General features: G+C 32.6%; 16 protein-coding genes. 6 read left to right on the top strand and 10 right to left on the bottom strand.

The features are described from left to right. Nucleotides 1–20: 20 nt before the first annotated feature. From ACFS5J_RS05165 to ACFS5J_RS05185, 5 genes are all read right to left on the bottom strand, one after another. A complete protein-coding gene (locus ACFS5J_RS05165; RefSeq protein ID WP_379810986.1) occupies nucleotides 21–1,892 on the bottom strand; it encodes an OmpA family protein in 1,872 nt (623 codons plus the stop codon). 18 nt (nucleotides 1,893–1,910) lie between these two features. After that, nucleotides 1,911–2,846, bottom strand: a complete 936-nt coding sequence (locus ACFS5J_RS05170; RefSeq protein WP_379810987.1) for a PorP/SprF family type IX secretion system membrane protein — start codon at nucleotides 2,844–2,846, stop codon at nucleotides 1,911–1,913. A gap of 71 nt (nucleotides 2,847–2,917) precedes the next feature. After that, a complete protein-coding gene (locus ACFS5J_RS05175) occupies nucleotides 2,918–9,178 on the bottom strand; it encodes a choice-of-anchor J domain-containing protein (RefSeq protein ID WP_379810988.1) in 6,261 nt (2,086 codons plus the stop codon). Nucleotides 9,179–9,352: 174 nt separating this feature from the next. Then, on the bottom strand, nucleotides 9,353–10,495 hold the full coding sequence (locus ACFS5J_RS05180) for a tetratricopeptide repeat protein (RefSeq protein WP_379810989.1): 1,143 nt from the start codon (nucleotides 10,493–10,495) through the stop codon (nucleotides 9,353–9,355). 7 nt (nucleotides 10,496–10,502) lie between these two features. After that, nucleotides 10,503–12,032 carry a helix-turn-helix domain-containing protein gene (locus ACFS5J_RS05185; protein ID WP_379810991.1) on the bottom strand — a complete coding sequence of 510 codons (1,530 nt, stop codon included), beginning with the start codon at nucleotides 12,030–12,032 and terminating at the stop codon, nucleotides 10,503–10,505. Nucleotides 12,033–12,244: 212 nt separating this feature from the next. Between ACFS5J_RS05185 and ACFS5J_RS05190 the strand changes: the two genes are divergently transcribed. Then, nucleotides 12,245–13,288, top strand: a complete 1,044-nt coding sequence (locus ACFS5J_RS05190; RefSeq protein ID WP_379810992.1) for a M28 family metallopeptidase — start codon at nucleotides 12,245–12,247, stop codon at nucleotides 13,286–13,288. Between the two features lie 84 nt (nucleotides 13,289–13,372). Here ACFS5J_RS05190 and glyA read toward each other — a convergent pair whose 3' ends face one another. Continuing rightward, nucleotides 13,373–14,647: a serine hydroxymethyltransferase gene (gene glyA / locus ACFS5J_RS05195; RefSeq protein ID WP_379810994.1), complete on the bottom strand. Its 1,275-nt coding sequence runs from the start codon at nucleotides 14,645–14,647 to the stop codon at nucleotides 13,373–13,375. 112 nt (nucleotides 14,648–14,759) lie between these two features. On the opposite strand from glyA, the gene fahA reads away from it, so the two are divergent. Beyond that, entirely contained in the window at nucleotides 14,760–16,043 is a 1,284-nt protein-coding gene (gene fahA / locus ACFS5J_RS05200; protein ID WP_379810995.1) for a fumarylacetoacetase, read from the top strand. A gap of 145 nt (nucleotides 16,044–16,188) precedes the next feature. Further along, complete coding sequence (locus ACFS5J_RS05205; RefSeq protein ID WP_379810996.1) at nucleotides 16,189–17,373, top strand: hypothetical protein; 1,185 nt, start codon at nucleotides 16,189–16,191, stop codon at nucleotides 17,371–17,373. Nucleotides 17,374–17,384: 11 nt separating this feature from the next. Here ACFS5J_RS05205 and ACFS5J_RS05210 read toward each other — a convergent pair whose 3' ends face one another. Continuing rightward, nucleotides 17,385–18,269 carry a hypothetical protein gene (locus ACFS5J_RS05210; protein ID WP_379810997.1) on the bottom strand — a complete coding sequence of 295 codons (885 nt, stop codon included), beginning with the start codon at nucleotides 18,267–18,269 and terminating at the stop codon, nucleotides 17,385–17,387. A 52-nt stretch (nucleotides 18,270–18,321) separates the two neighbouring features. Here ACFS5J_RS05210 and ACFS5J_RS05215 point away from each other — a divergent pair, with 52 nt between their 5' ends. Together ACFS5J_RS05215 and ACFS5J_RS05220 are read left to right on the top strand one after the other, a co-directional pair. Next, nucleotides 18,322–18,681 carry a TM2 domain-containing protein gene (locus tag ACFS5J_RS05215; RefSeq protein WP_379810998.1) on the top strand — a complete coding sequence of 120 codons (360 nt, stop codon included), beginning with the start codon at nucleotides 18,322–18,324 and terminating at the stop codon, nucleotides 18,679–18,681. A 2-nt stretch (nucleotides 18,682–18,683) separates the two neighbouring features. Then, nucleotides 18,684–18,998: a DUF2752 domain-containing protein gene (locus ACFS5J_RS05220; protein WP_379810999.1), complete on the top strand. Its 315-nt coding sequence runs from the start codon at nucleotides 18,684–18,686 to the stop codon at nucleotides 18,996–18,998. 49 nt (nucleotides 18,999–19,047) lie between these two features. On the opposite strand, the gene ytxJ is transcribed toward ACFS5J_RS05220, so the two are convergent. Then, on the bottom strand, nucleotides 19,048–19,434 hold the full coding sequence (gene ytxJ, locus ACFS5J_RS05225; protein WP_379811000.1) for a bacillithiol system redox-active protein YtxJ: 387 nt from the start codon (nucleotides 19,432–19,434) through the stop codon (nucleotides 19,048–19,050). Between the two features lie 157 nt (nucleotides 19,435–19,591). On the opposite strand from ytxJ, the gene clpB reads away from it, so the two are divergent. After that, complete coding sequence (gene clpB / locus ACFS5J_RS05230) at nucleotides 19,592–22,183, top strand: ATP-dependent chaperone ClpB (RefSeq protein WP_379811001.1); 2,592 nt, start codon at nucleotides 19,592–19,594, stop codon at nucleotides 22,181–22,183. Nucleotides 22,184–22,268: 85 nt separating this feature from the next. On the opposite strand, the gene ACFS5J_RS05235 is transcribed toward clpB, so the two are convergent. After that, nucleotides 22,269–22,799: a hypothetical protein gene (locus ACFS5J_RS05235; RefSeq protein WP_379811002.1), complete on the bottom strand. Its 531-nt coding sequence runs from the start codon at nucleotides 22,797–22,799 to the stop codon at nucleotides 22,269–22,271. Nucleotides 22,800–23,277: 478 nt separating this feature from the next. Then, a complete protein-coding gene (locus tag ACFS5J_RS05240) occupies nucleotides 23,278–23,559 on the bottom strand; it encodes a hypothetical protein (protein ID WP_379811004.1) in 282 nt (93 codons plus the stop codon). Between the last annotated feature and the right edge of the window lie 187 nt (nucleotides 23,560–23,746).

Here is a 23,746-nt window from a genome sequence, read left to right on the forward strand (position 1 = left end):
AAATCTATTTTTATAAATGCTTATTTTTTTACAATTATAAATTCAGATCTCCTGTTTTGTGCATTCTCCTCTTCAGAACACGTTGTGCAATTTACTTTCAACTCAGATTCTCCAAATCCTTTACCTGAAATTCTTTCTTTAGCAATTCCTTTGGAAATAATGTACTGAACTGTTGATTGTGCTCTTCTTTCAGAAAGCTTCTTGTTGTAATCTGCTTTACCTTTTGAATCGGTATGCGATTTTACAAAGATTTCCATTGCAGGATATTTTTGCATTACACGAACAAGCTTGTCTAATTCAGCAGCACCACGATCTGTAATATTGCTCTTGTTGAAATCAAAATAAACATCATTAAGAATTACTTCTTTTTCTGTTATAATAACTTCCTCTGCTACTAACTCAATACTTACATTATTATTGCCTTCTATTACATTATTTAGAGCACTTTCTGCTGTTTCATAATTTTGCAAAAGTACTTTAAAATTATAATTCTCACCACAAACTACATCATAAACTACATTTCCTTGTGCATCTGATTTTTGTGTAGCAATAACATTTGATTTTGAATCCAAAATTGCAACTGACGCATTTGGTAATACATTTCCAGATTTACTATCCGTAACTTTTACAATAGCTTGTGCATTACAAACTGCTTTTGCTTGATAGATAGCATCTGAACCGTTTCTGTTTGAAGAAAAATAACCTACTTTTTGCTTCACATTATAGCTTAAAGAAAAATCATCTTTTTCAGTATTTACTGGTTTACCAACGTTTACAGCCTCTTGTCCTTTGTTTAAATCCAATTTAAAAACATCTAAACCTCCAAAACCTTGTCTTCCTGCTGAAGCAAAATACAACACATTCTCATCGGTTATAAATGGGAAATTCTCTTTATCTGGAGTATTTACAGCACTTCCTAAATTTACTGGCTCACCATAACCATTTTCATTAACCGCAACTTTCCAAATATCTGACTCTCCCATACCTCCAGGCATGTTTGAAGCAAAATATAATGTTTTACCATCTTGGCTTAAACTTGGACTACTCACAGAATATGTAGTACTATTGAACGGTAACGCTTCAATATTTGACCATTTACCATCCACTAAAGTAGCTTTGTATAATCCTTGTTGACCAACTTTTACTTTGTTCTTTTTGTTTTTTTCATATTTACCTTCACTGTGGCTATCACGAGCAAAAAACATTGTATTTCCATCTGCAGAAACTGTAACAGGTCCATCATGGAAAGCTGTATTCAATTCTTTAACTGCAGCCGCATCCGATAAAGAACCATCAGCATTTCTAGTTGCTTTAAAAACATCCAAATAAGGTTGGTTATCCCATTTATCTGTTTTTCCACCAGAATTACGAGTACTCGCAAAATAAAGTGAATTATCATTTGTTAAAAATGCTCCAAAATCACTTGCTCCATTAGAACTCATCGCAGTTTCAGCAACTTCAAACATCTTTGATTTATTCGCTAAACTTGGAATATAGTTCGGATTATTTTTATGTTCAATAGCTCTTGAATCATTCGGCATCATAACTGCAAAAACATCCATTTGAGCATTTGCTTCTTTGTATTTACCTTGAGCTTTTAAAGTTTGCGCATAGTGGTAATACGTTTCAGCATCAACACTATTTCCTTTAACAGCTTTAGCATACCACATTGAAGCATCCGTGTAATTATTTAAATTGTAGTAACTATCTGCTAACTGTTGCGCTACATATACATTATCTGCATCTTTATCTACAATAGCTAGATACTCCTCGATAGCATTAACATATTGATAGCTGTCAAATAAACGATCTGCCTTTTCAGTAGTTTTATTTTGAGCAAAGGAGGTTGATATTGCTAACAACAATCCTATTTTTATAAAATTTCTTTTCATTACGTAATTGCTTTTAAATTAAAAATATCTAGGCGATATCGATGTCTTTTTCGAGAAGTTCAAATCAAACAAAAGTAAAAACTCATGCGAAGCAGGTGTAGTTACTTTTAAATCTGAAACAATATGATCGTATGCATACCCCACTCTTATACTAGGTGAAATAGCGTAGTTTACCATACCACCAAAAGAGTCATCTAAACGGTAAGTAGCTCCAATTTCAAATTTATCAAAGAACAAAGCATTTGCAGAAAGATCCAATGATGGTGATACTTTAAATGCCGATTTCAACATGAAAGATGGTTTAAATTTCATATTCTCCGAAATATTAAAAACATACCCTCCTGTTAAGAAATAATGTTGTGTTTCAGAACCAAATTCATACCCATTATCATTTGCTTTTACATCAAGATGCTTACTTTTTAACATGTTCGGAACCGAAAATGCTAAATAGTATTTTTGAGTATAATAGAAAAGTCCAGAACCTATATTAAAATAAGTATTGTTAACGTTTTCACTAAAAGCTACGTCATTTCCGTCTGGTACAAACCCATTACCAATATCACTATATAAACCAACTTTGTGTAAAGTCAATCCAGATTTTATCCCCATTGCCAAACGGTGTTCACCACCCAAGTTTAATGTGTAAGAGAAATCTGCATAAATATTATTTTCTTCAACAGGTCCTATTTTATCTGAAATAACAGACAACCCTAAACCGACATTTTTTCCTACAGGACTATGTCCAGAAAAAGTAGCTGTTTTAGGAGCCCCATCTACATTTACCCATTGTTGTCTGTATAGTAGACCCAATGACAAACTTTCCTTTGAACCAGCATAAGCAGGGTTCATTACATTCATATTATACATATACTGTGTATAATGCGGATCTTGTTGTGCATGCGAACTAAATGCTGCAACAATCAAGAATAAAGATGTTATATATAATTTTTTCATTGTAAGCTCTAATTGCTATTGTTAGTATTACAGTCTACTTGCCTAAACAAGTAGACTGTTTTTTTTATTAATTATCGAATAATATAAACCCAACCTGTTGTTGATTTTCCATCAACTGTAACAATGTTGTAGAAATATGTTCCGTCTGGCAATTCTTCACCACCATCCGTTAAACCATTCCATTGGTTGGTATAATTTCCAGAGAAAGAATATACTTCTCTTCCGTAACGGTTGTATATTTTCAATTCTGTAACGTCTAACCCTGTCAAATCAAATGCTTCGTTTGAACCATCTCCATTTGGCGAAATACCTCTTGGAATTTTATTACAGAATACGTATTCAATATTAACTTCTATTAAAGCTCTAGCACTCTCACATCCATTAGGATTGATAGAACTTACATAATAAGATGAAGTACCAGTAACAGTAGCATCAGGAGTTGGTGCTGCTGTACTACCTACACCACCTGTTGCAGTAGTATACCACATTGTAGTGTATCCTGCAGGTACAGAAGCTGTTAAAGGCATTGGCGTTTCACTTGTACAGTAATTAACAGGACTCATAACCGATGGAACCTCTTCATTCGCAGAATAAGTCACTACGATAATTTCTTGGCAGTAACGCGTAGTCCAGTAGAAAATGTAATCACCTGAAGCAGTAAATCCATTTATTTCGGTGCTATTTGCTGTTGGATCAACAATAGTTACTGTAGCAGGATTGTTTTCATCTGCAGACCACTCTCCGTAACCCATTGCTTCAACTGTTACACTATTTTGAGTACAATCCAGAACTTGATCTTCTGTAAGCAACTTGTTATTTGAAACTATTCTTACGGCATCAACTAAGTTTCCAATTGTATTATTTTTTGCTCTAAAAATAAAACGTGTAACATCTTGTCCTGCAGGAACATCGTACGTTCCTGATATTAATTGCCAATTACTCAAACTCAAGTGATCTTCAAGTAATACAAATGGTCCAGCTGGAGGCCCTACCAATAATTCTAGTTCTAAATTTGTAAAACGCCCTTTTTGCGCATAACTATAGTCAAACTGAACTGTTTCAGAACTATCAAAATCTTGATACAAACCGTAGACATTAACAAAATCCGTCGGATCATAAGGATCCGCAGGAGACAACACTTGAACACATTGATTACCTTCGTAAGGAACTGTACTACCACTTAAAGCATCAATATAAAATACTCTGTCATGTCCAGGATAATTATATCTCCATGTTGGAACTACATTTTCTCTATAAAAATTATTTAGTAATCCAAATTCTGCAACCGGTGCTTCAAACCCAGGATTTAGTGTACCTAGTGTACATAAATCATTAGGTGTTTTAATACAAATATTAAATGTATACCCATTATGAGCTGCACTATTTAAAGTTAATCTAACTTTATAAGTTGCGTCAATTTCTGTAGCTGATGAATAAGCTGCTAAAAGCGCATTTTTATCTGAACATGATAATTGTTCTAAAATTCCATTATTATCTTTGTATAAAGTTATTGTGATTAACGGATGCGCTGGTGCTCCTGAACCTGTATAATAACTTCCAGAAAAATTATTCAATTCAATAATATGGGCTGTTTGCGTAGCTACAAATTCAAACCATACATCACCATTGTTACTTCCTGCACAAGTTGAAGCCTCCGAAGATGCTGTTGCTCCATAGAACGAAACATTCATTCCAGTACTGTCACAAACTTCAGTTTCATTTACTGTTAATACTATTGCATTAGCTGAACTATCATTTCTTACAAACTCTTGTGGACCCGACCAGAAACTTTCATCATCAGTACCACAAATAGCTCTTACAAAAAACTCATAAGTCCCCGCTTGTAAGTCATTAAAATCTGCATCAACAGGCACATAAGAATTTGTACTTACTACAATACCCGTTTGTGGAAGTGTTCCATTACCTAATGGTTGAATAAATACTTCCCATTGTGTTTCTGATCCGCCAGCTGTCCAAGTTAAAGAACCATCTTCGTTGACTGCTAAATCAGTTGGTTGAGGACAAGTTACCGTACTACATGATGTAACTCCTGTAAAAATAGTAGATTGAGTATCACCTATTCCTAATGGACTTTGATATACCACAACATTAGAAGCATTTGTTACTGTAACTTGAGCATTAGGATATTGATTAGGAGCAGATCCTAATGAATTCCAGAATAATGAAAACTCTACTCCATCACATAAAAACACTGTATATGTAGCTGGTGGAGGCGTAACTCCAGGAGATGTCACAGTTGGGAATACTAACTGTTGAACAATTTCTCCATTTTGAATCAGATCTATTGAAGTAACCGGTTTATTTGGCGCACCATTGTCTAAAGTAATTGTATACTCACATAAGTTAGCAAAACTACACTTAGTTGTAAATTCAATTGGTCCTGACCACTCACTTGATTCTGAAGTACCACAAACTGCACGCACATAAAACTCATATTTAATTGCAGGGTCTAATCCTGAAATAGTGAATGGATTAGTAGAAACTGTTGTTAAATATTGAGTATCAACACTTACATTCGGATCACTAACACCAACAGGTACAACATAAACTTCCCATTGTGTTTCTGCTCCTGCAATATCCCATGATAATTGTGCCTCAATATCTGTAATATTGTTTACTACTAAATTATAAGGCTGTGGACATGAAGGAATATCTTCAATAATAAAATTATCAATTGCCAACAATTGACCTCTATATCCCCATGGATTTGGTGGATAAGTTGGTATTTGGAAAGCAATATTTATATCTCCAGTAACTGGAAGATTGATAATCATCTCCTTATACTGAGTATTTGTAAGCACACCAGAATCATCAGTTGAAAAAAGAACCGTTGTAAAGTCAGCAGGAGTAATACCTGTAGTCGACAACAATACTCTCAAATCATCTTGGAAATCAGCACTATTAACTCTATAATAAAAACGCAAACGTTGGTTTGCCGTTACCGTAATAGTTGGAGAAATTAAATAATCGTCATTTGCACCATTTGTTCCAGTAAACATAGCTGCAGCTTGATCACCTTCAAATGCAAAAGTAGATGAATTTAAATTCCAAGAATTTGCATCTGCATTGAAATCATTTACAATCCAACATCCCTCAGTTGCTGATTCTGAATCAAAAGATTCAAAGAAAGGAGAAGCAAATGCGTTACATAATGTTTTAAAAGCAAGAGGTCCAATCCAATCACTTTGATCAGTTGAATTACATACCGCTCTTACATAATATTCATACTGAGTATCTGCAATTAAATTAATTGCATTATAGTTAGGTGCAGAAACCAATTGACCTGAAGTAGGTACTCCAGAGTTAGCTGGTTGAACGGCAACTTCCCATTGTGTTTCAATAAATCCAGCTGTCCAAGATAAGTCAGCAGTAGTTTGACTAATATTAGCTACTTCTAATGCACTAGGGTTTGGACAAGCAGGCGCTTCATCAATTCTAACATCATCTAAATACAATAATGATGTAAATGGATTTGGGCTGAATGTTGGAGGAATTCTAAAAGCAATATAAACTGGCCCATTTGCATTAATATAGATTGATTTTTCAATGTAATCTGTATTAGTAAATTCCATTAAAGGCATCACAACACTAAAACTAGACGGATTATTATCTGTAGTAGACATTAATACTTCTATACCGAATCTAGGATTAGGGAAGAAAAGAGTTGTTTGCGCTTTATACTTAAATTTCAATTCTTTTGTTCCAATTACTTCTATAGATGGTGAAATTACCCAATCGTCAAATGAATTAATAGTCCCAAAGAAAGGTTTATTAAATCGTACTTCAGTTGGAGAAATCTGCCATTGTCCATTATCTCCATTTGCATTTAAAGTCTCCCAACAAAATTTATGATTGTTTGGATCTGTATCATCAAAGCTTTCATAGAATGGAACAGTAAACGTTCCACATAAAGTTGTGAAATTTAACGGCCCTATCCAGTTACTTTGTTCAGAAGCATTACAATAAGCTCTTACATAAAACTCATAATAAGTTGCAGGGTCTAATTGCTGTACTGAACTGTAAGATATTGAATTTGAATTCACTAAATTTCCTGAAGTTGGCACTCCAGTACCTTGAGGTTGAACTACTACCTCCCATTGTGTCTCCGTATCACCCGCAACCCATGTAAAATCAGCATCAGTAGCTGTTATATTTGACACTTGAATATTTAATGGGTCTGGACATGCTGGCTTATCTTCAACAATAACATCATCAATTGACAATCTAGAAGAAGTATCAGTACCAGATAAATCGATTAACCAACCAATATTAACCACTCCAGTAATTGAAGTTGGAATATTAATAATTATTTCTTGATATGCCGTTGAGTTGTATACGGCATTTGGCAATAAAACAGTGGTAAAATTATCATTACCTATACCTGTTGTTGACAAAACAACTGCAAAATGTATATTACCAGAGTTATTTCTATATTTAAATCGCAAACGTTTTTGAGTAGTGTTACCTAAATCAATCATAGGTGACACAATCATATCATGATTATTATTTAATGTATTACCTGTAAAGATAGATGCAGCACTAGATAAATAACTCCATACTACTCCATCATTATTAATATCTAAAGAAGTCCAACAAGGCTCAGGAGCAGAAGCCGATGTCCCAGTAAAGTCTTCCAAATAAGGTGTACTAAAAACAGTACATTGAGTTTTGAAATTATAAACATTACTCCAAGCTCCAAAACCTGTACCACAATTAGCACGAACATAAACTTCATAATTTGTACCCGCAACAAAAGCAGCACCTCCTAAAGTTGATGTAAATAAAGTACCTGAGTTAGTACTTGCTGCCACACCAGCTCCTGTAGGCACTCCAGTACCTGCTGGCTGAACAGCCACTTCCCAAGAAGTTGCAAAACTTCCTAAGTTACCCCATGATAAAACTGCAGAAGTATCTAATATACTTGAAGCCATAATTCCTGAAGGAACAGGACAATTTGGTGATTCAACTGTTAAAGTATAAGGAACACTAGTTGTAGGCCCATAATTTGAAGAAACTAAAATAATATACTCCGTACCAGCATTTACTGTTAAATCAATTATCCTTGGTGTACTGTTTGAATTTGCAACACCACCAACACAAGTTACTCCAACATTTGTACAGCCTTCATAAACAAAAAGTCCCGAATAATTTGCTGTTGGTGTCAAAGTAATTTTGATTACTCCTGAAGTCGTTGGAGTATAACTGTAAAATGCTTTACCACCATTGGCATAATTATTTGTATAAGTAGTACATCCCGTTCCTGGCGTAGTCAATACCACACCATTATTATAATTATTTAAATTATCAGTAGTAGTATAAGGAGTTGATAAATCTCCAATATCAGTAGCGGTAGCACAAGCCCCACCAGGTGCTAAAGTTGTAAAACTAAAAGGCCCTGCCCAATCACTCACTTCTGAATTTGGACAAGTTGCTTTAATATAAACATCATAAGTTGTATCAGCTGACAAACTTGAAAAAGAAGTTGTAAAACCATTTACAATCCCACCAGTTGCTGCAGGAGGAGCTCCTTGAGCTACATATTGTACTTCAAAAGAAGTCGCTGTAGGATGTGTCCATGAAACATCTGCTCCATCAATTGCCAAATTACTAAAAGTAACATTAGCCGTTAGAACATTTGGACAAGATTCTATCACTTCAACATCATCTACAAACCAACTATCCCCTTCTGGAGTAGTTCCAGATTGATTATTAACTGCGACGAAAGCAAAATAAACATTTAATCCAGGCGCAATACTAGAAGGAATTGTAACTACTTTCTCTTCATAAATTGTTCCAACGGCATTTAAAGTTGTCTCAGTCCAAGAGTTCAACACAATTGTAAATCCACTAATATCAGGTTGACTTGCCGTAGAAACTCTTAATTCGTATGTTGTTCCTAAATCCGCAAGGTTACCTTGCTTCGTCCAGAAACGGATCTGTCCGTTTGCCGGAACGGCCACTTGTGGTGTTACTAAAAAATACTGTGCAGTATTCCCTGCTCCGATATTATCCAGAGCTGGATTTACCATAACAGCATTTGTTCCTGAGTAACCATCTGTTGTCGGCCCCCAAGTGGTCACCCCAAAACTATTTTGAAATAATGTCCAAGTACTTGGAACTCCACTCTCAAAAGATTCGGTTGGTAACTGACCAAAAGCATTAAAGGATAAAAGCATCAAAACAGATGCAAAAAACGTTTTACTTAATTTCTTTGTGAGATATTGTTTCTCTTTGGTACAAAGAAAATGTCGAAAACTAATCATCAGCAAATCCAGATCAACCAGATTGCTTAGTTGTAATTTTTTAAGCATTTTCATCTCATTTGATTAAATTGGTTAGAATTGTAAAATAAAATATAATAAACCTATTATATATAGACTTGTCTTTCTAATTTACCGAATTTCAAAAGGCTATGAAAAAGTTAAAATGGCTGATTTTAAGGGTATTAAACTATCTTATATTGAAAAATTATTATAATAGTTGAATTACTGTTTTTGGAGAGTTTCAATACTACTTTTTAAGAAAATTGCTTCTTTTTTTTGTTTTTTAAATATTACTAAAAACCCAAACATCCCTCCAATAAAAATTAATACTAAAGCTAAAGTTACAAAAATATACTTAATCTTTACACGTTCTAATTGAGAATTTAAAATTTGATTTTTCTCAATTAGAGAATCACTTACAGATTTTCTTTCGTTTAATCTTATCTGATTTTGTGTATCTAAATATTTTATGTGGTAGTTATTAAATTCAATTTCATGATTGAGCGCCAAATAATTTTCAGACAACCCTTTATAAATTTCTTGATTCAAGATTAAATCATTTACATCTGATGAAATCTTTAAAGCGTTTTCTAATTCTTGTATCGCATCCTTATATCTTGCCTCTAATGTATAAGCTTGTGCTAAACCTTTTAATGCAAATGCTTCCAAACTGTTTGCTTTAATTTTTGAAGCTTCTGATACGGATTTCTCAAAATTCATCTTAGCCATTTCAATATCATTTGACATTAGATAGCAATTCCCCATATTATAATGTACAATACTTATATTGGCTAAACTCCTGTTCGATATATTTCCAGATACTTTAATATTTTCAAAAACAGTAATGCTTTTAATAAAATGATCAATTGCAATATCACAATTTAATTCCTCCTTATATATAAAACCTCTAACAGCATAACAAATACCTAGATCGTGAGCAACTGCTTTTGGTGATGGATATTCCAACGCAAGTTTTTCTCCTTCGTCAAGATATTGTAATGCTTTATCGTATATTTTCAATTGGTGATATTGCATGGCTGTTTTTATGACCACACTTATCTTTAGTAATGCATTTTTAGATTTCGGTAATAATTGATTTGCCTTTATCACATACTCCAAAGATTTAACATAATCTCTTTTAGAAGAATAGGCATCCGATATTATTCGGTATGCGGTTATTTGCTCATCAATTTTATTAGACTCTTCTATAATTTTCAAACCATTTGCAATAGCTAAATCTGGATTATCATAAATCAGCAAAGCACTTTGATCCAATAATTCGTTCAAGCTATTTGTCTTTTGCCCTAAAACATTAACGTATAAAACAGAGAACAAAATCATATAAAAAACAACTACTCTTTTCATAAATTCCTTATTCTTCTTTATTTTGTTCTGCCTTAAGTAAATTTATAAATTTAACAGGCGAAATTCCTGTAATTGACTTAAAAACTGTAGCAAAACTACTATGCGATGCAAATCCACACTCATCAGCTAAGTAGCTAATTTTGTAATTCATATAGTTTGAATCTGTTTTTAATTTATCTACTATATAATTTATTCGCAACTGATTAATATAGGTGTTGTAGTTTACATTATAATTAGAATTGATAATTTCAGACAAATACTTTGTATTAGTATCAAATTGACCGGCCAGGACTGCTAATGACAAATCTTTACTGGTATATTTTGTTGATTTTTCAAATTTTTGGAGTTTATTCAAAATCAATTCTTCTGTTTTTTGCGGAATTAAAATTTTAGAAGAATAATTTTTCTTTGCATCTTCTTTATAAAAAGAAACCAAATTCGCTTTTGTTATTTTTAGATAACTAATAATCTCCTTTAAATTAGTATTCTTCAAGTAATTCTTAAACCAAACACTCGCAAAAAGTATAAAACCAATCAAAACTAAAATCGAGATGAATTTAATACGTCTAAAATATATAGTTTCTTGCTTTGATGCTTTCCTGTTGTTATCGTCTATAATTAAATTATAAACGGTATTAACCGCTTTTTGTTCTAACTGTTGAACATTATTATGATTGCTTTGAAAATTTTTATTGGATTCTTTATAACCGTCAACATTATTAACCGCTAAATAATTAACAGTTTGTTGATTAAAAATCACATCCATAAAATATTTATTTCCCAAAAATGTATTTTTAGTAGCTGCTTCACTCAAAAACTCTAAAGCCTGAATGTATTGCTTACTATAAAACGCCAATCGCGCCTTTAAAAGCAATAATTGAATTTCATAATAAGTATAATTCTGAGTTTTAATCGATTCAAGATTAGTAATATGATTGGTTTTTTCAGCGGCTAAATCATATCGTTTATTGCGAATATCCAAACGGATAAACTCCAAAAAATAATCAATCTCATATGCTACAAAATCAGAAGTTTCCAATGTCAATTGATGCATTCTAAGTGATTCTGTAGTGTAATCCTTTTTCGCTTTCTCAAGTAAAGTCTCCAGATCAATTAAAGTAGTATACTCCTTTAAAGCTGAACTCCCAGCGGTTTCTGACAACTTTTTAAGTTCATCAAAGTAAACAAGTTGCTGCTGTTCCAACTGTAACTTTTTGAGAATAAAAATTCTTAAATAATAGTTTTCTACAACATCATAACCGCGTTGATTCTTATCGGAATATAGACACAATAAAGCATTACCATAATCGCCTTTTATAATATAAGCTTTAGCCATCAAAACGTTTAGAACGTCTTTTTCTTCATCTGTTAAATTTTGACGTTCAGCAAGATATGAGGCTACTTTTAAAGATTGATCTGGGTTCTTATAAATATTTTCTTCAATTCCTTTATATAATGCCTTTTGATTAAAATCACTTTGTGCAAAAGCATTAAACAAGAAAAACAAAAAGAAAAGTAGTTTTATCTGTTTTATCATAAAATGGTCAGCAGTTATCAATATATGCCACTACTCTTTTTTGGTTTTAAATTCAAATTTAAGTAATAAAAGACAAACTGTTAGTACAGTTTAAAATATCTTTCAAAATTATGAAATTTCATATATTCAAAAATGTTAAAAAAACACTATTATTGTATCAAAATACTAAATAAGACTACATATTAATATATTTGCTCAAATAACGTATATACATGAAAAAAATTATTTTAAGTGGAGCTTTAATGCTGTTTATTTTAAGTAGTTGCTCTTCTACAAAAAGCACTACTTCAAATTCAAATCAAAAATCAAGCAATTCTGATATAAAACCTTACATTGATTATATCTCAACTGGTGATTTAGAGAAAAATTTATATTTCATAGCATCTGATGAAAATGAAGGTAGAGATACTGGATCTGAAGGTCAAAAAAGAGCAGGAAAATATTTAATTGAACAATACGAAGAAAGTGGAATCTCTTACCCTCCAAAAGCTGACGGATGGTATCAAAAAGTTCCTGCTGAATTCATGGCGCGTGGTTTTGCACCAAAATTACCCGATTCTGAGAACATTTGGGCTTATATTGAAGGATCTGAAAAACCGGATGAAGTTTTAGTGATCTCAGCACATTACGACCATGTAGGAATGAAAAACCAAGAAGTTTACAATGGTGCTGATGATGATGGATCAGGTACTGTTGCAGTACTTGAAATAGCCAAAGCTTTTCAAAAAGCAAAAAAAGACGGCAATGGCCCTAAACGTTCTATTCTATTTTTACATGTAACTGGTGAAGAACATGGTTTACACGGATCGCGCTATTATTCAGAACATCCACTCTTCCCTATTGCAAATACCGTTGTAGACATTAATATTGATATGATTGGTCGTCGTGATACACTTCATCCAGACACAAGCAACTATATTTACGTAATTGGTTCAGATCGATTGAGCACGGAATTACACCAAATCAACGAAGAAATGAACGCAAAATACACGCAAATAGAATTGGATTACAAATACAATGACAGAAATGATCCTGAACGTATTTATTACCGTTCTGACCATTACAATTTTGCTAAAAAAGGAATTCCTTCAATTTTCTTTTTCAATGGTGTACATGAAGACTATCACATGCCTACAGATACTCCTGATAAAATTGAATATGATGCTTTAACAAAAAGAGCGCGTTTGGCTTTTGCCTTAGCTTGGGAAATTGCTAATCGTCCTGAAAGAATAAAAGTAGACCGAGACGGCAAATAAATTTATTCTATATAAATAAAAAAACTCCTAGTTGTTACTAGGAGTTTTATTTATTTAAAGAAGTATTCTTGGAGCATAATTCAATTAAAAAACAAACATTGCTCTTTCACCCATTAAATCATTAACTTCCTCAGCAACTTGTTCTAAAACAGCTTCATCCGTGTGATTCATTAATACTTTATCAATTAAAGCAACAACTGTTTCCATATCCTCTTCAACCAAACCTCTTGTAGTAATAGCAGGTGTTCCAACACGGATACCTGAAGTTACAAATGGTGATTTATCATCAAATGGAACCATATTTTTATTTACTGTAATTTCAGCTTTTACCAAGGCATTTTCCGCTTCTTTACCCGTAATATTCTTATTACGAAGATCAATCAACATCATATGGTTATCCGTTCCTCCTGAAATAATGTTATACCCTCTAGCTACAAACGCAGTTGCCATAGCTTGTGCATTTTTCTGTACCTGTACAGCATAACGGAAAAACTCATCTGTTAATGCTTCACCAAAAGCCACAGCCTTAGATGCAATAATATGCATTAAAGGTCCTCCTTGATTACCAGGAAAAACTGACATATCCAATACATGAGACATCATTCTAATATCGCCTTTTGGTGTTTTTAATCCCCAAGGATTTTCAAAATCTTTACCCATCATAATCATACCACCACGTGGGCCACGTAAAGTCTTGTGTGTAGTAGTAGTTACAATATGACAGTGAGGAATTGGGTCACTTAACAATCCTTTTGCAATTAAACCTGCTGGGTGTGAAATATCTGCTAATAAAATAGCTCCAACACTATCAGCAATTGCTCTAAAACGAGCAAAATCCATATCACGAGAATAAGCAGAAGCTCCAGCAATAATCAACTTTGGTTTTTCAGCTAATGCTATTTCTTGAATTTTATCATAATTTAAACGTCCCGTTTCTTGGTCAACACCATAAAAAACAGGGTTGTATAATTTTCCTGAGAAATTCACTGGCGAACCATGCGTTAAATGTCCACCATGAGATAAATCAAATCCTAAAATTTTATCGCCAGGTTGTAAACACGCAGCAAAAACAGCCGTATTAGCTTGAGAACCTGAATGCGGTTGCACATTTACATATTCAGCACCAAATAAAGCTTTGGCTCTGTCAATTGCAATTTGTTCAACAATATCTACTACTTCACAACCACCATAATAACGCTTTCCAGGGTATCCTTCTGCATATTTATTGGTTAATACTGAACCTGCAGCTTCCATAACTTGGTCGCTTACGAAGTTTTCAGAAGCAATTAATTCTATTCCGTGAATTTGTCTGTCTTGTTCGTCAAGAATCAGGTCAAAAATTTGTTCGTCGCGTTGCATTTCTTTAGTAATTCGTTAAAATTTGTTCAAAATTACGAAAAAGGTTTTTTAAATAAGCAGTAAAGTTTATATTTGGTTCATATTTTTTCAACACTTAATTATTCAAAATCTTATGCCAAATATAGCAAATGACCCAACAAGAAAATCCTGGATAACTGTAGCAAAAAATTCAGATTTTCCGATACAAAATATCCCTTTTGGAGTATTTATTACCAAAAATGACGACATTACAATTGGTTCTAGAATAGGTGACACTGCTATTGATATGGGCGCTTTACAGCGTCTTGGATATTTTGAAGGTATTGAATTGACTGACGATATGTTCATGCAAGATACTTTGAACGACTTCATATCGGACGGAAAAAAAACATGGCGTTTAGTGCGTAATAGAATTGCAGAACTTTTTGACGCTGAAAATCCAAAATTAAGAGATAACGCAGAACACCGCGACATTATTTTGTTTGATGTTTCGGAAATTGAAATGCAATTACCTGTTCAAATTGGTGACTACACCGATTTTTACAGCAGCAAAGAGCACGCAACAAACGTTGGTATGATGTTCCGTGACCCTAACAATGCTTTATTACCAAACTGGCTTCATATTCCAGTAGGTTACCACGGAAGAAGTTCTACAATTGTTCCTAGTGGTGTTCCTGTAAGAAGACCGAATGGTCAAACACTTCCTGCTAACGAAACTGTACCAGTATTTGGACCTTCTCGATTGGTAGATTTCGAATTGGAAACGGCATTCATTACAACAGACACCAATTTAATGGGAGAACCAGTTCCTGTCAATGAAGCTGAAGATTATATTTTCGGTATGGTTTTATTCAACGACTGGAGTGCGCGTGATATTCAAAAATGGGAATATGTACCTCTAGGACCTTTCTTAGCTAAAAACTTTGCGTCGTCAATTTCACCATGGATTGTAACCCTAGATGCACTAGAGCCATTTAGAGTTAAAAGTCCTGAACAAACCCCTAAGCCATTACCATATTTACAGCAAACTGGAAATCATGCTTTTGATATCAACCTTCAAGTAGCTATAAAACCCGAAGAATCAGAAGAAACGGTTGTTTCAAATTCAAACTTCAAATACATGTATTGGACTATGTCGCAACAATTAGCACATCACACCATAAACGGATGTCGTGTAAATTCTGGTGACATGATGGGTAGTGGTACTATTTCTGGACCTACAAAAGATAGTTTTGGCTCAATGCTTGAATTAACTTGGGGCGGTAAAAATCCAATTCCAATGAACGATGGTAGCGAGCGTAAATTCATTAATGATAATGATACTGTAATTATCAGAGGTTACTGTGATAATGGTGAAACAAGATTAGGCTTTGGAGAATGTTCAAGTAAACTTCTTCCTGCGCTTGAGATAAAATAAATTATATAAATCGCTGAAAAACTCCAAAATTGATTTTGGAGTTTTTTTTTGAGATTATGGTATCTTATTTGTTTTACTTAAAATAATACTAGATCAATAATCATGACTTCTAAAAAATTTTATCTTTGCCTAAACCCAATAATTTATGAGAAAAATTACTTTACTATTTCTTTTCCTTTTTATCGTTTCTTGCAGTGGTGTTAAAAAAACACAATCACTTTTAAGCACTGGTAACTATGATGCGGCAATTGATAAAGCAATTAATGCACTTAGAACCAATAAAACATCTAAAAACAAACAAGAATACATTTATTTATTAGAAGAAGCTTTTGCTAAAGTCAAAGAGCGCGATTTATCGACTTTAAACCTTTTAATAAAAGAAAACAATCCGTCTAATTACGAACGTGTCTTTACTTTATACAACACCTTAAACAACAGACAAGAGCGCATAAAACCACTTTTACCGCTTCCACTAATTTATGAAAATAGAAATGCTATTTTTCCAATGGATGACTATTCCGACGAAATTATTAGCAGTAAAAATAGTCTGTCCGGTTATTTGTATTCCAACGCAAAAAAATTGATGACTTCTAAAAACAAGATGGATTTCCGTCAGGCCTATGATGATTTACGCTATTTGGATCAATTGAATCCTAATTTTAAAGATGTGAGGGCTTTAATGGATGAAGCTCAGTTAAAAGGTACCGATTTTGTACACGTATATACTAAAAACGAAACCGGAATGGTGATACCGCAACGTTTACAAGACGATTTATTAAATTTTAGCACTTATGGAATTAATGATAAATGGACCGTTTACCATAATAACAAACAAAAAAACATTGCTTATGATTTTGGAATGATGGTTAATTTTCGTCAAATCAGTATTTCACCAGAACAAATCAAAGAAAAGCAGTTCATCAAAGAAAAACAAATCAAAGATGGTACAAAAACACTTCTTGACAGCAATGGAAATGCAGTTAAAGATAGTCTTGGCAACGCTATACAAGTAGATAATTACAAAACTGTTTCGGTAAGCATTTATGAATACACTCAGTTCAAAGCATGCCAAGTTACTGCTAAAGTAGATTATATCGATTTTAGATCAAACCAATTAATCAATGCTTTCCCAGTCACCAGTGAGTTTGTTTTTGATTACATTTATGCAAATTACAACGGAGACAAGAGAGCTTGTGAAGAAGAATACTATCAATATTTTGAACGTAAAGCCGTTCCATTTCCAACTAATGAACAAATGATTTATGATACTGGCGAAGATTTGAAATCAAAATTGAAAACTATAATCACCAAAAATAAATTTAGGATATAAAAAAAGGAGCATTAATGCTCCTTTTTTAGTATCGATATTTGTGTCGTTTCTCCTTTTTTAATATTAGCCATTAAATCAAATACTCGACTATTACCTTCTAAACGAATATGAGAGGTGTTTGGCGCTACATCACCTTCATTTAAAGCTTCTATTTTAAAGACATTAATTCCTTTATTTAACTTAACATTTAAAACATCCTTTTTACTAGAAATTTTATAATCATTAAGTATTTTTATATCATTGTGGTACAAATTAATTATATCACCATCATATCTACCCGCATCCCAAACACTTAATTTTAACTCATCTGAATCCCAAAAAACATTTAAATTCTCTCCTTTATTCAATTTATTAATTTTCAAACTATCTAACATTCTCATGGGATTAACTCGTTCTTTAGTTTGTTGATCAATTCTATTTGTTTTTTCTATTTTATTTGTAAGCTTTTGTACTGCCTTTTCAATTTTCACAATACCTGCCAAAGTTAAAGTTCCGTCAATACACTTTTGCTTATTTTTAAACAAGCCCTTAAAATCACCATCAATCTTACTGTTTGCATTATCCAATTTAACTTTTCCTAAAAAATTTATAAAGCAAAAAGAAGTTGGACTTATCTTAGATTTCGTATACAATATTTCTTTCTCTCTGAAATTTAACTCATTTTTCTTTGAATTATAAGTTCCTTCTATTACATTCTTAGTCTCATGTACTCCATCTAAATCCGTGATGGAATATCCTTGAACATTTCCATTTTTCTCCTCAAAAACCAATCGATATGATATCATTGATTTTTCATCTCCATTCAATTTAATAACTCCAAAAAATTCATAATTAGTTTGCGAATTAACAAAGTTGCAAAACGTAATAAAAAAGAGGACAAATTTTAATTTTAACATGTTTTCAAATTATAAAAAAAATATTACATTTGGCGAAATTAATCTTTTTACTATGAAATTAAAATTTATTTTCACGCTAGTTGCATTGTTCTTTGTAACTCTTACTGCAACTTACGCTTCTTTCCCAGTTGAAAGAACAACAACAAACAACACTACAGTAGTTGAAACTACAAATGAAGATTTATCTTCTCCTGCAGCAGCAGCTTCTGGAAAAAGTCAATTAACTGCATTGTTATTATGTATCTTCGTTGGAGGTATTGGTATCCACAGATTTTATTTAGGGTACACTTGGCAAGGTATTGTACAATTATTAACTTTAGGTGCTTGTGGTATTTGGTCATTAATTGACTTAATCAGAATTATTACAGGTGACTTACAACCAAAGAACGGTTCTTACAGTAAAACCCTGTAATTATGGTTAAAAAAGTAGTTTTTTACACCCGGAATATCATAACTATTATTGCGCCTTTTGTATTATTATTACTACCCGTAGATTTTTTTGATAAAGGTGATAGCATTTGCCTTTCGAAATCTTTAGCAGGTATAGAATGCTATGCATGTGGCATGACAAGAGCTACAATGCACTTTATTCATTTTGATTTCACAAAAGCTTGGGAATACAACAAATTAAGTTTTATTGTAATTCCAATGTTGTTTCCATTATGGATTAAAGCAATATATGAAATCCAAAATAAAAAGCTACCCGGTTTATTAAACAAATTGATGTAATTCAATAGTAATAAATTTAAAAATCCTTATCAATATGATAGGGATTTTTTTATACAAATCGTTTTAAATCTGAAGCCTGAATCCCTCCGTGTGATTCATGAAACACTACTACTCCGTCTTTAATTACAATTAATTGCGGTGATTGATGCTCAACTTGAAAAAGTTCTGCTATTTGATTCGAGATTTGCCTGTAGTTTAACAAATCTAAAAAATAAGGAATCAACTTTCCTTCAAATGAAAATTCACGCTCAAATTGTTTCAAAGCAAACCTACTGATACTACATCTTGTACTATGCTTGAATATAATAACGGGTTTCGTAAAAGAATCAGCAATTACTGTATCTAGCTCATTTACCTCTTCTAAAAACTTCCATTCTATATTTGAAGTATTTCCTTCCTCAGAATTACTTCCTAATAATCGATCAAAAAAACTCATTACTGTCAGATTTTACGACATTATGACTTGAATTTAATTCATAAACCCTTAAAAACCAGTCAATTTGTCTTGTTTTAAACCTTGGAACATAAATTGTCCTAAGTCCGACAAAGTTAATCAACTTAAACTTTAAATTAACGAACACAACTTTAAAAACATGAACTTAAATAATTTTACAATTAAATCTCAAGAAGCCATACAGCATGCGCAACAAATTGCACAAAGTTTTGGTCATCAACAAATAGAAAACGAACACATTTTTAAAGGTATTTTAGAAGTTGATGAAAATGTCACCCCTTTTATTCTAAAAAAACTCAATGTAAATATCGACCTTTTCAAAAAGGTTTTAAACAGCACATTAGAAAGTTTTGCAAAGGTTTCAGGCGCAGACCTCATGCTCTCAAGAGAAGCAAGTAGTAGCTTAAATGAAGCTTCAATCATTGCAAAAAAAATGAACGATGAATACGTTTCTATCGAACATTTAATTTTAGCAATTTTCAAATCAAAAAGTAAAGTTGCACAAATTCTTAAGGACCAAGGCGTAACCGAAAAAGGTCTAGAAGCTGCAATAAATGAAATCAGAAAAGGTGAACGCGTTACTTCAGCTTCAGCTGAAGAAACTTATAACGCATTGAATAAATACGCTAAAAACCTCTGCGATTTAGCCAGAAATGGAAAATTAGATCCAGTAATTGGACGTGATGAAGAAATCAGACGTGTTTTGCAAATCCTAACACGTAGAACTAAAAATAACCCAATGCTAATTGGAGAGCCGGGTGTGGGAAAAACTGCAATTGCAGAAGGTTTAGCACATCGAATTGTAGATGGTGACGTTCCCGAAAACCTTAAAGATAAAATCATCTATTCTTTGGATATGGGAGCATTAATTGCTGGTGCTAAATACAAAGGTGAGTTTGAAGAGCGTTTAAAATCGGTAGTAAAAGAAGTAACTTCTGCTGAAGGGGATATTGTACTATTCATTGATGAAATACATACGTTAGTTGGTGCTGGTGGTGGTGAAGGTGCAATGGATGCTGCAAACATTTTAAAACCAGCTTTGGCTCGTGGTGAATTAAGAGCTATCGGAGCAACGACTTTAGATGAATATCAAAAGTACTTTGAAAAAGATAAGGCTTTAGAACGTCGTTTTCAAAAAGTAAATATTGATGAACCTGATACTGAAAGTGCCATTTCGATTCTTCGTGGAATTAAAGAAAAATACGAAGCGCATCATAAAGTACGCATTAAAGATGATGCTATTATTTCTGCTGTTGAATTGTCACAACGTTATATCACCAATCGCTTTTTACCCGACAAAGCTATTGACTTAATGGATGAAGCTGCTTCAAAATTACGTATGGAGATTAACTCAAAACCAGAAGAGTTAGATGTTTTGGATCGAAAAATCATGCAATTGGAAATTGAAATTGAAGCTATTAAACGTGAAAACGATGAAACCAAATTAAAAGCTTTAGGTTTAGAATTGGCAAACTTAAAAGAAGATCGTAATGAAATTTTCACTAAATGGAAGTCAGAAAAAGATGTAGTAGATAACATTCAAACCATAAAACAAGAAATTGAAGATTTTAAAGGCGAGGCAGAACGTGCTGAACGCGATGGTGATTATGGAAAAGTAGCCGAAATACGATATGGTAAAATTAAAGAAGCACAAGAAAAACTTGATACACTTCAAAAACAACTTCAAGAAAACCAAGCTGGTGTTTCCTTGATTAAAGAGGAAGTAACTAGCGAAGATATTGCTGAAGTTGTGGCAAAATGGACAGGAATTCCTGTTACCAAAATGCTCCAAAGTGATAGGGAAAAACTACTTAATCTTGAAGCAGAGCTACACAAACGAGTAGTTGGTCAAGAAGAAGCTATTGAAGCCATTTCAGATGCAGTAAGAAGAAGTCGCGCTGGTTTACAAGATGTAAAAAAACCGCTGGGGTCATTCTTATTTTTAGGAACAACGGGAGTTGGTAAAACTGAATTAGCAAAAGCTTTAGCCGAATATTTATTCGATGATGAAAATGCTATTACCCGAATTGACATGAGTGAATACCAAGAGCGTCATAGTGTGAGTCGTTTAGTAGGAGCACCTCCAGGATACGTTGGGTATGATGAAGGCGGACAATTAACCGAAGCGGTACGTAGAAGACCTTATTCTGTTGTATTATTGGATGAAATTGAAAAAGCACATCCAGACACCTTCAACATTTTACTTCAAGTGCTAGACGAAGGACGTTTAACTGATAACAAAGGACGCTTAGCAGATTTCAAAAACACCATAATAATAATGACCTCAAATATGGGAAGTCATATTATTCAAGAGAAATTTGAAAACCTAAAAGGAAGTGTTGAAGCAGCTACAGAAGCAGCAAAAGTGGAAGTTTTAGGAATATTGAAACAGACTGTTCGACCAGAATTTATAAATCGTATCGATGAAATTGTAATGTTTACACCACTTACGCAAGATAACATTCGTCAAATAGTTCAATTGCAGTTAAAAAGTGTTGCTAAAATGTTGGCACACCAACACGTCACAATGGATGCTACTCTAGAAGCAATTGACTACTTAGCACAAAAAGGTTTCGATGCTGAGTTTGGTGCACGACCTGTGAAAAGAGTAATTCAAAGAGATGTTTTAAACCAATTGTCAAAAGAAATTCTTTCAGGTAAAATTACAACGGATAGTGTTATTTTATTAGACAGCTTTGATGGTAAACTAGTATTTAGAAATCAACAATAATACAATATCGTGTAACACAAAAAAAGGCTTAATTATTAATAATTAAGCCTTTTTTAAATCATAATATTTTGCATGAGTTATCACATTATAATATTTCACCTGCTGGCGTTACTTTTAGTTTTTTAGTTTGTTTTCCATTTTTTATAGTTACGTAATAGACTTTCTTTTTAATGTCGCCGTCCGCCTGTGTATAATGGTATTTATCATCTACAATACCCCATCCTGGATTAGCTTTAAGTACAGAATAAATCACTTCATTAGGTAGGGTTACATCGTCATACTTTTCAACAACTCTTACTAATTTTCCGTCATTATTGTAAGTAGCCGTTAAAGTTCCTTTCTCATTTTTCATCATCACTAAGTAATTATCGTATCCTTCATAGTCTTTTCCTAGGTTATAAGCAATAAAATACTTTTGTAATTGTTGCACACTCAAATCTGGATTTTTGTCTGGTAAATAAACCGAGAAATCCTCGCCTATTTTTGTAAGAACGATTTCAGGTAACATTTCGAGTTCAAGATTTGCTTTAGTAGCGTCACTCGTGCTTGACGTTTGTGACTGTGAATACGAAAAAGTTGAAATACATAAAAACAAAAATAAAATACATGTTTTCATACTGTTTGTTTTAAAATTAATACTCAATAACAAATAAAATCACGAATCAAACATTTAAAACAAGGCTTTCATTTACTTCCCCTTTTTGTTAAAAATAAATTATTTCATTCCCAATTTTACATTTGGCTTTTAAACACATGAGTTGCAAATTTTATTTTTGATACCCAAAGGTATTAATTTCAAAACCAAAAAGGTGTTAATAAGTAACCTACAATATGTTAAAATCATGTTATTAATTATACGTTTGGTAAGCTTTAACAGTCAAAATCAAATACAACACCTTTAAGTTACTTTAAATGTTAAAATACAACGCAAAAACAGTCCTAAAATCAATCTCGATAATTTTTTATGGTTGATATCCATTTCATAAATCTTAAAAAGTCAAAACAAAAACTATACTATTCGTAACAAATAAAAAGCAATAGGACTTTATAAAATAAAACAATAAAAAAAGCCGAGTTTCACTCGGCTTTTTTTATTATATAATTTTAAAAATTCGATTGACAGGAATTACAACACCTTGTTTCAAAATAATCCGACTATCGGTAATCCCCCATACGGTAGTTTCAACCATCTTTTTTCCTTCTTCATCTTCAAAATAAATCTTCATTTTTAAATGTTCCAAATTCCCCAAGGAAAGTGCCCTTTCTAAGTCTTGTTGTCTCTGTTTAATATCCTGAATTTCCTCTAGAACTTCGTCATGTGGAAAAGATAAAGAGCTTATCATTTCTTTATCTATAACTTGATAATCTAATGTCATATAAAATTAGTTAGGTTAATTCCTCTTAAAGTTAAGAAAAAATTTATAAAAAAATTTTCTTTTAACCATATTTTATCATTTAAACTTTACAACAAAAAAAATCACAAACTGAAACCACAAAAAATTAATACATATTCATAAACTAATAGCGAAAGGCATAATATTTCATTTAATTTCATATAATACT

It is taken from the genome of Flavobacterium chuncheonense, from assembly GCF_042686145.1.
Taxonomy (GTDB): Bacteria; Bacteroidota; Bacteroidia; order Flavobacteriales; family Flavobacteriaceae; genus Flavobacterium; species Flavobacterium chuncheonense.

What these genes read in the sequence shown, in the direction of transcription:
- ACFS5J_RS05175 (WP_379810988.1), bottom strand. Translation starts at nt 9,178, where the DNA reads ATGCTTAAAAAATTACAACTAAGCAATCTGGTTGATCTGGATTTGCTG.
- ACFS5J_RS05180 (WP_379810989.1), bottom strand. Translation starts at nt 10,495, where the DNA reads ATGAAAAGAGTAGTTGTTTTTTATATGATTTTGTTCTCTGTTTTATAC.
- ACFS5J_RS05205 (WP_379810996.1), top strand. Translation starts at nt 16,189, where the DNA reads ATGAGAAAAATTACTTTACTATTTCTTTTCCTTTTTATCGTTTCTTGC.
- ACFS5J_RS05210 (WP_379810997.1), bottom strand. Translation starts at nt 18,269, where the DNA reads ATGTTAAAATTAAAATTTGTCCTCTTTTTTATTACGTTTTGCAACTTT.
- ACFS5J_RS05165 (WP_379810986.1), bottom strand. Translation starts at nt 1,892, where the DNA reads ATGAAAAGAAATTTTATAAAAATAGGATTGTTGTTAGCAATATCAACC.
- ACFS5J_RS05235 (WP_379811002.1), bottom strand. Translation starts at nt 22,799, where the DNA reads ATGAAAACATGTATTTTATTTTTGTTTTTATGTATTTCAACTTTTTCG.
- ACFS5J_RS05220 (WP_379810999.1), top strand. Translation starts at nt 18,684, where the DNA reads ATGGTTAAAAAAGTAGTTTTTTACACCCGGAATATCATAACTATTATT.
- ACFS5J_RS05170 (WP_379810987.1), bottom strand. Translation starts at nt 2,846, where the DNA reads ATGAAAAAATTATATATAACATCTTTATTCTTGATTGTTGCAGCATTT.
- ACFS5J_RS05240 (WP_379811004.1), bottom strand. Translation starts at nt 23,559, where the DNA reads ATGACATTAGATTATCAAGTTATAGATAAAGAAATGATAAGCTCTTTA.
- ACFS5J_RS05190 (WP_379810992.1), top strand. Translation starts at nt 12,245, where the DNA reads ATGAAAAAAATTATTTTAAGTGGAGCTTTAATGCTGTTTATTTTAAGT.
- clpB (WP_379811001.1), top strand. Translation starts at nt 19,592, where the DNA reads ATGAACTTAAATAATTTTACAATTAAATCTCAAGAAGCCATACAGCAT.
- ytxJ (WP_379811000.1), bottom strand. Translation starts at nt 19,434, where the DNA reads ATGAGTTTTTTTGATCGATTATTAGGAAGTAATTCTGAGGAAGGAAAT.
- ACFS5J_RS05185 (WP_379810991.1), bottom strand. Translation starts at nt 12,032, where the DNA reads ATGATAAAACAGATAAAACTACTTTTCTTTTTGTTTTTCTTGTTTAAT.
- glyA (WP_379810994.1), bottom strand. Translation starts at nt 14,647, where the DNA reads ATGCAACGCGACGAACAAATTTTTGACCTGATTCTTGACGAACAAGAC.
- ACFS5J_RS05215 (WP_379810998.1), top strand. Translation starts at nt 18,322, where the DNA reads ATGAAATTAAAATTTATTTTCACGCTAGTTGCATTGTTCTTTGTAACT.
- fahA (WP_379810995.1), top strand. Translation starts at nt 14,760, where the DNA reads ATGCCAAATATAGCAAATGACCCAACAAGAAAATCCTGGATAACTGTA.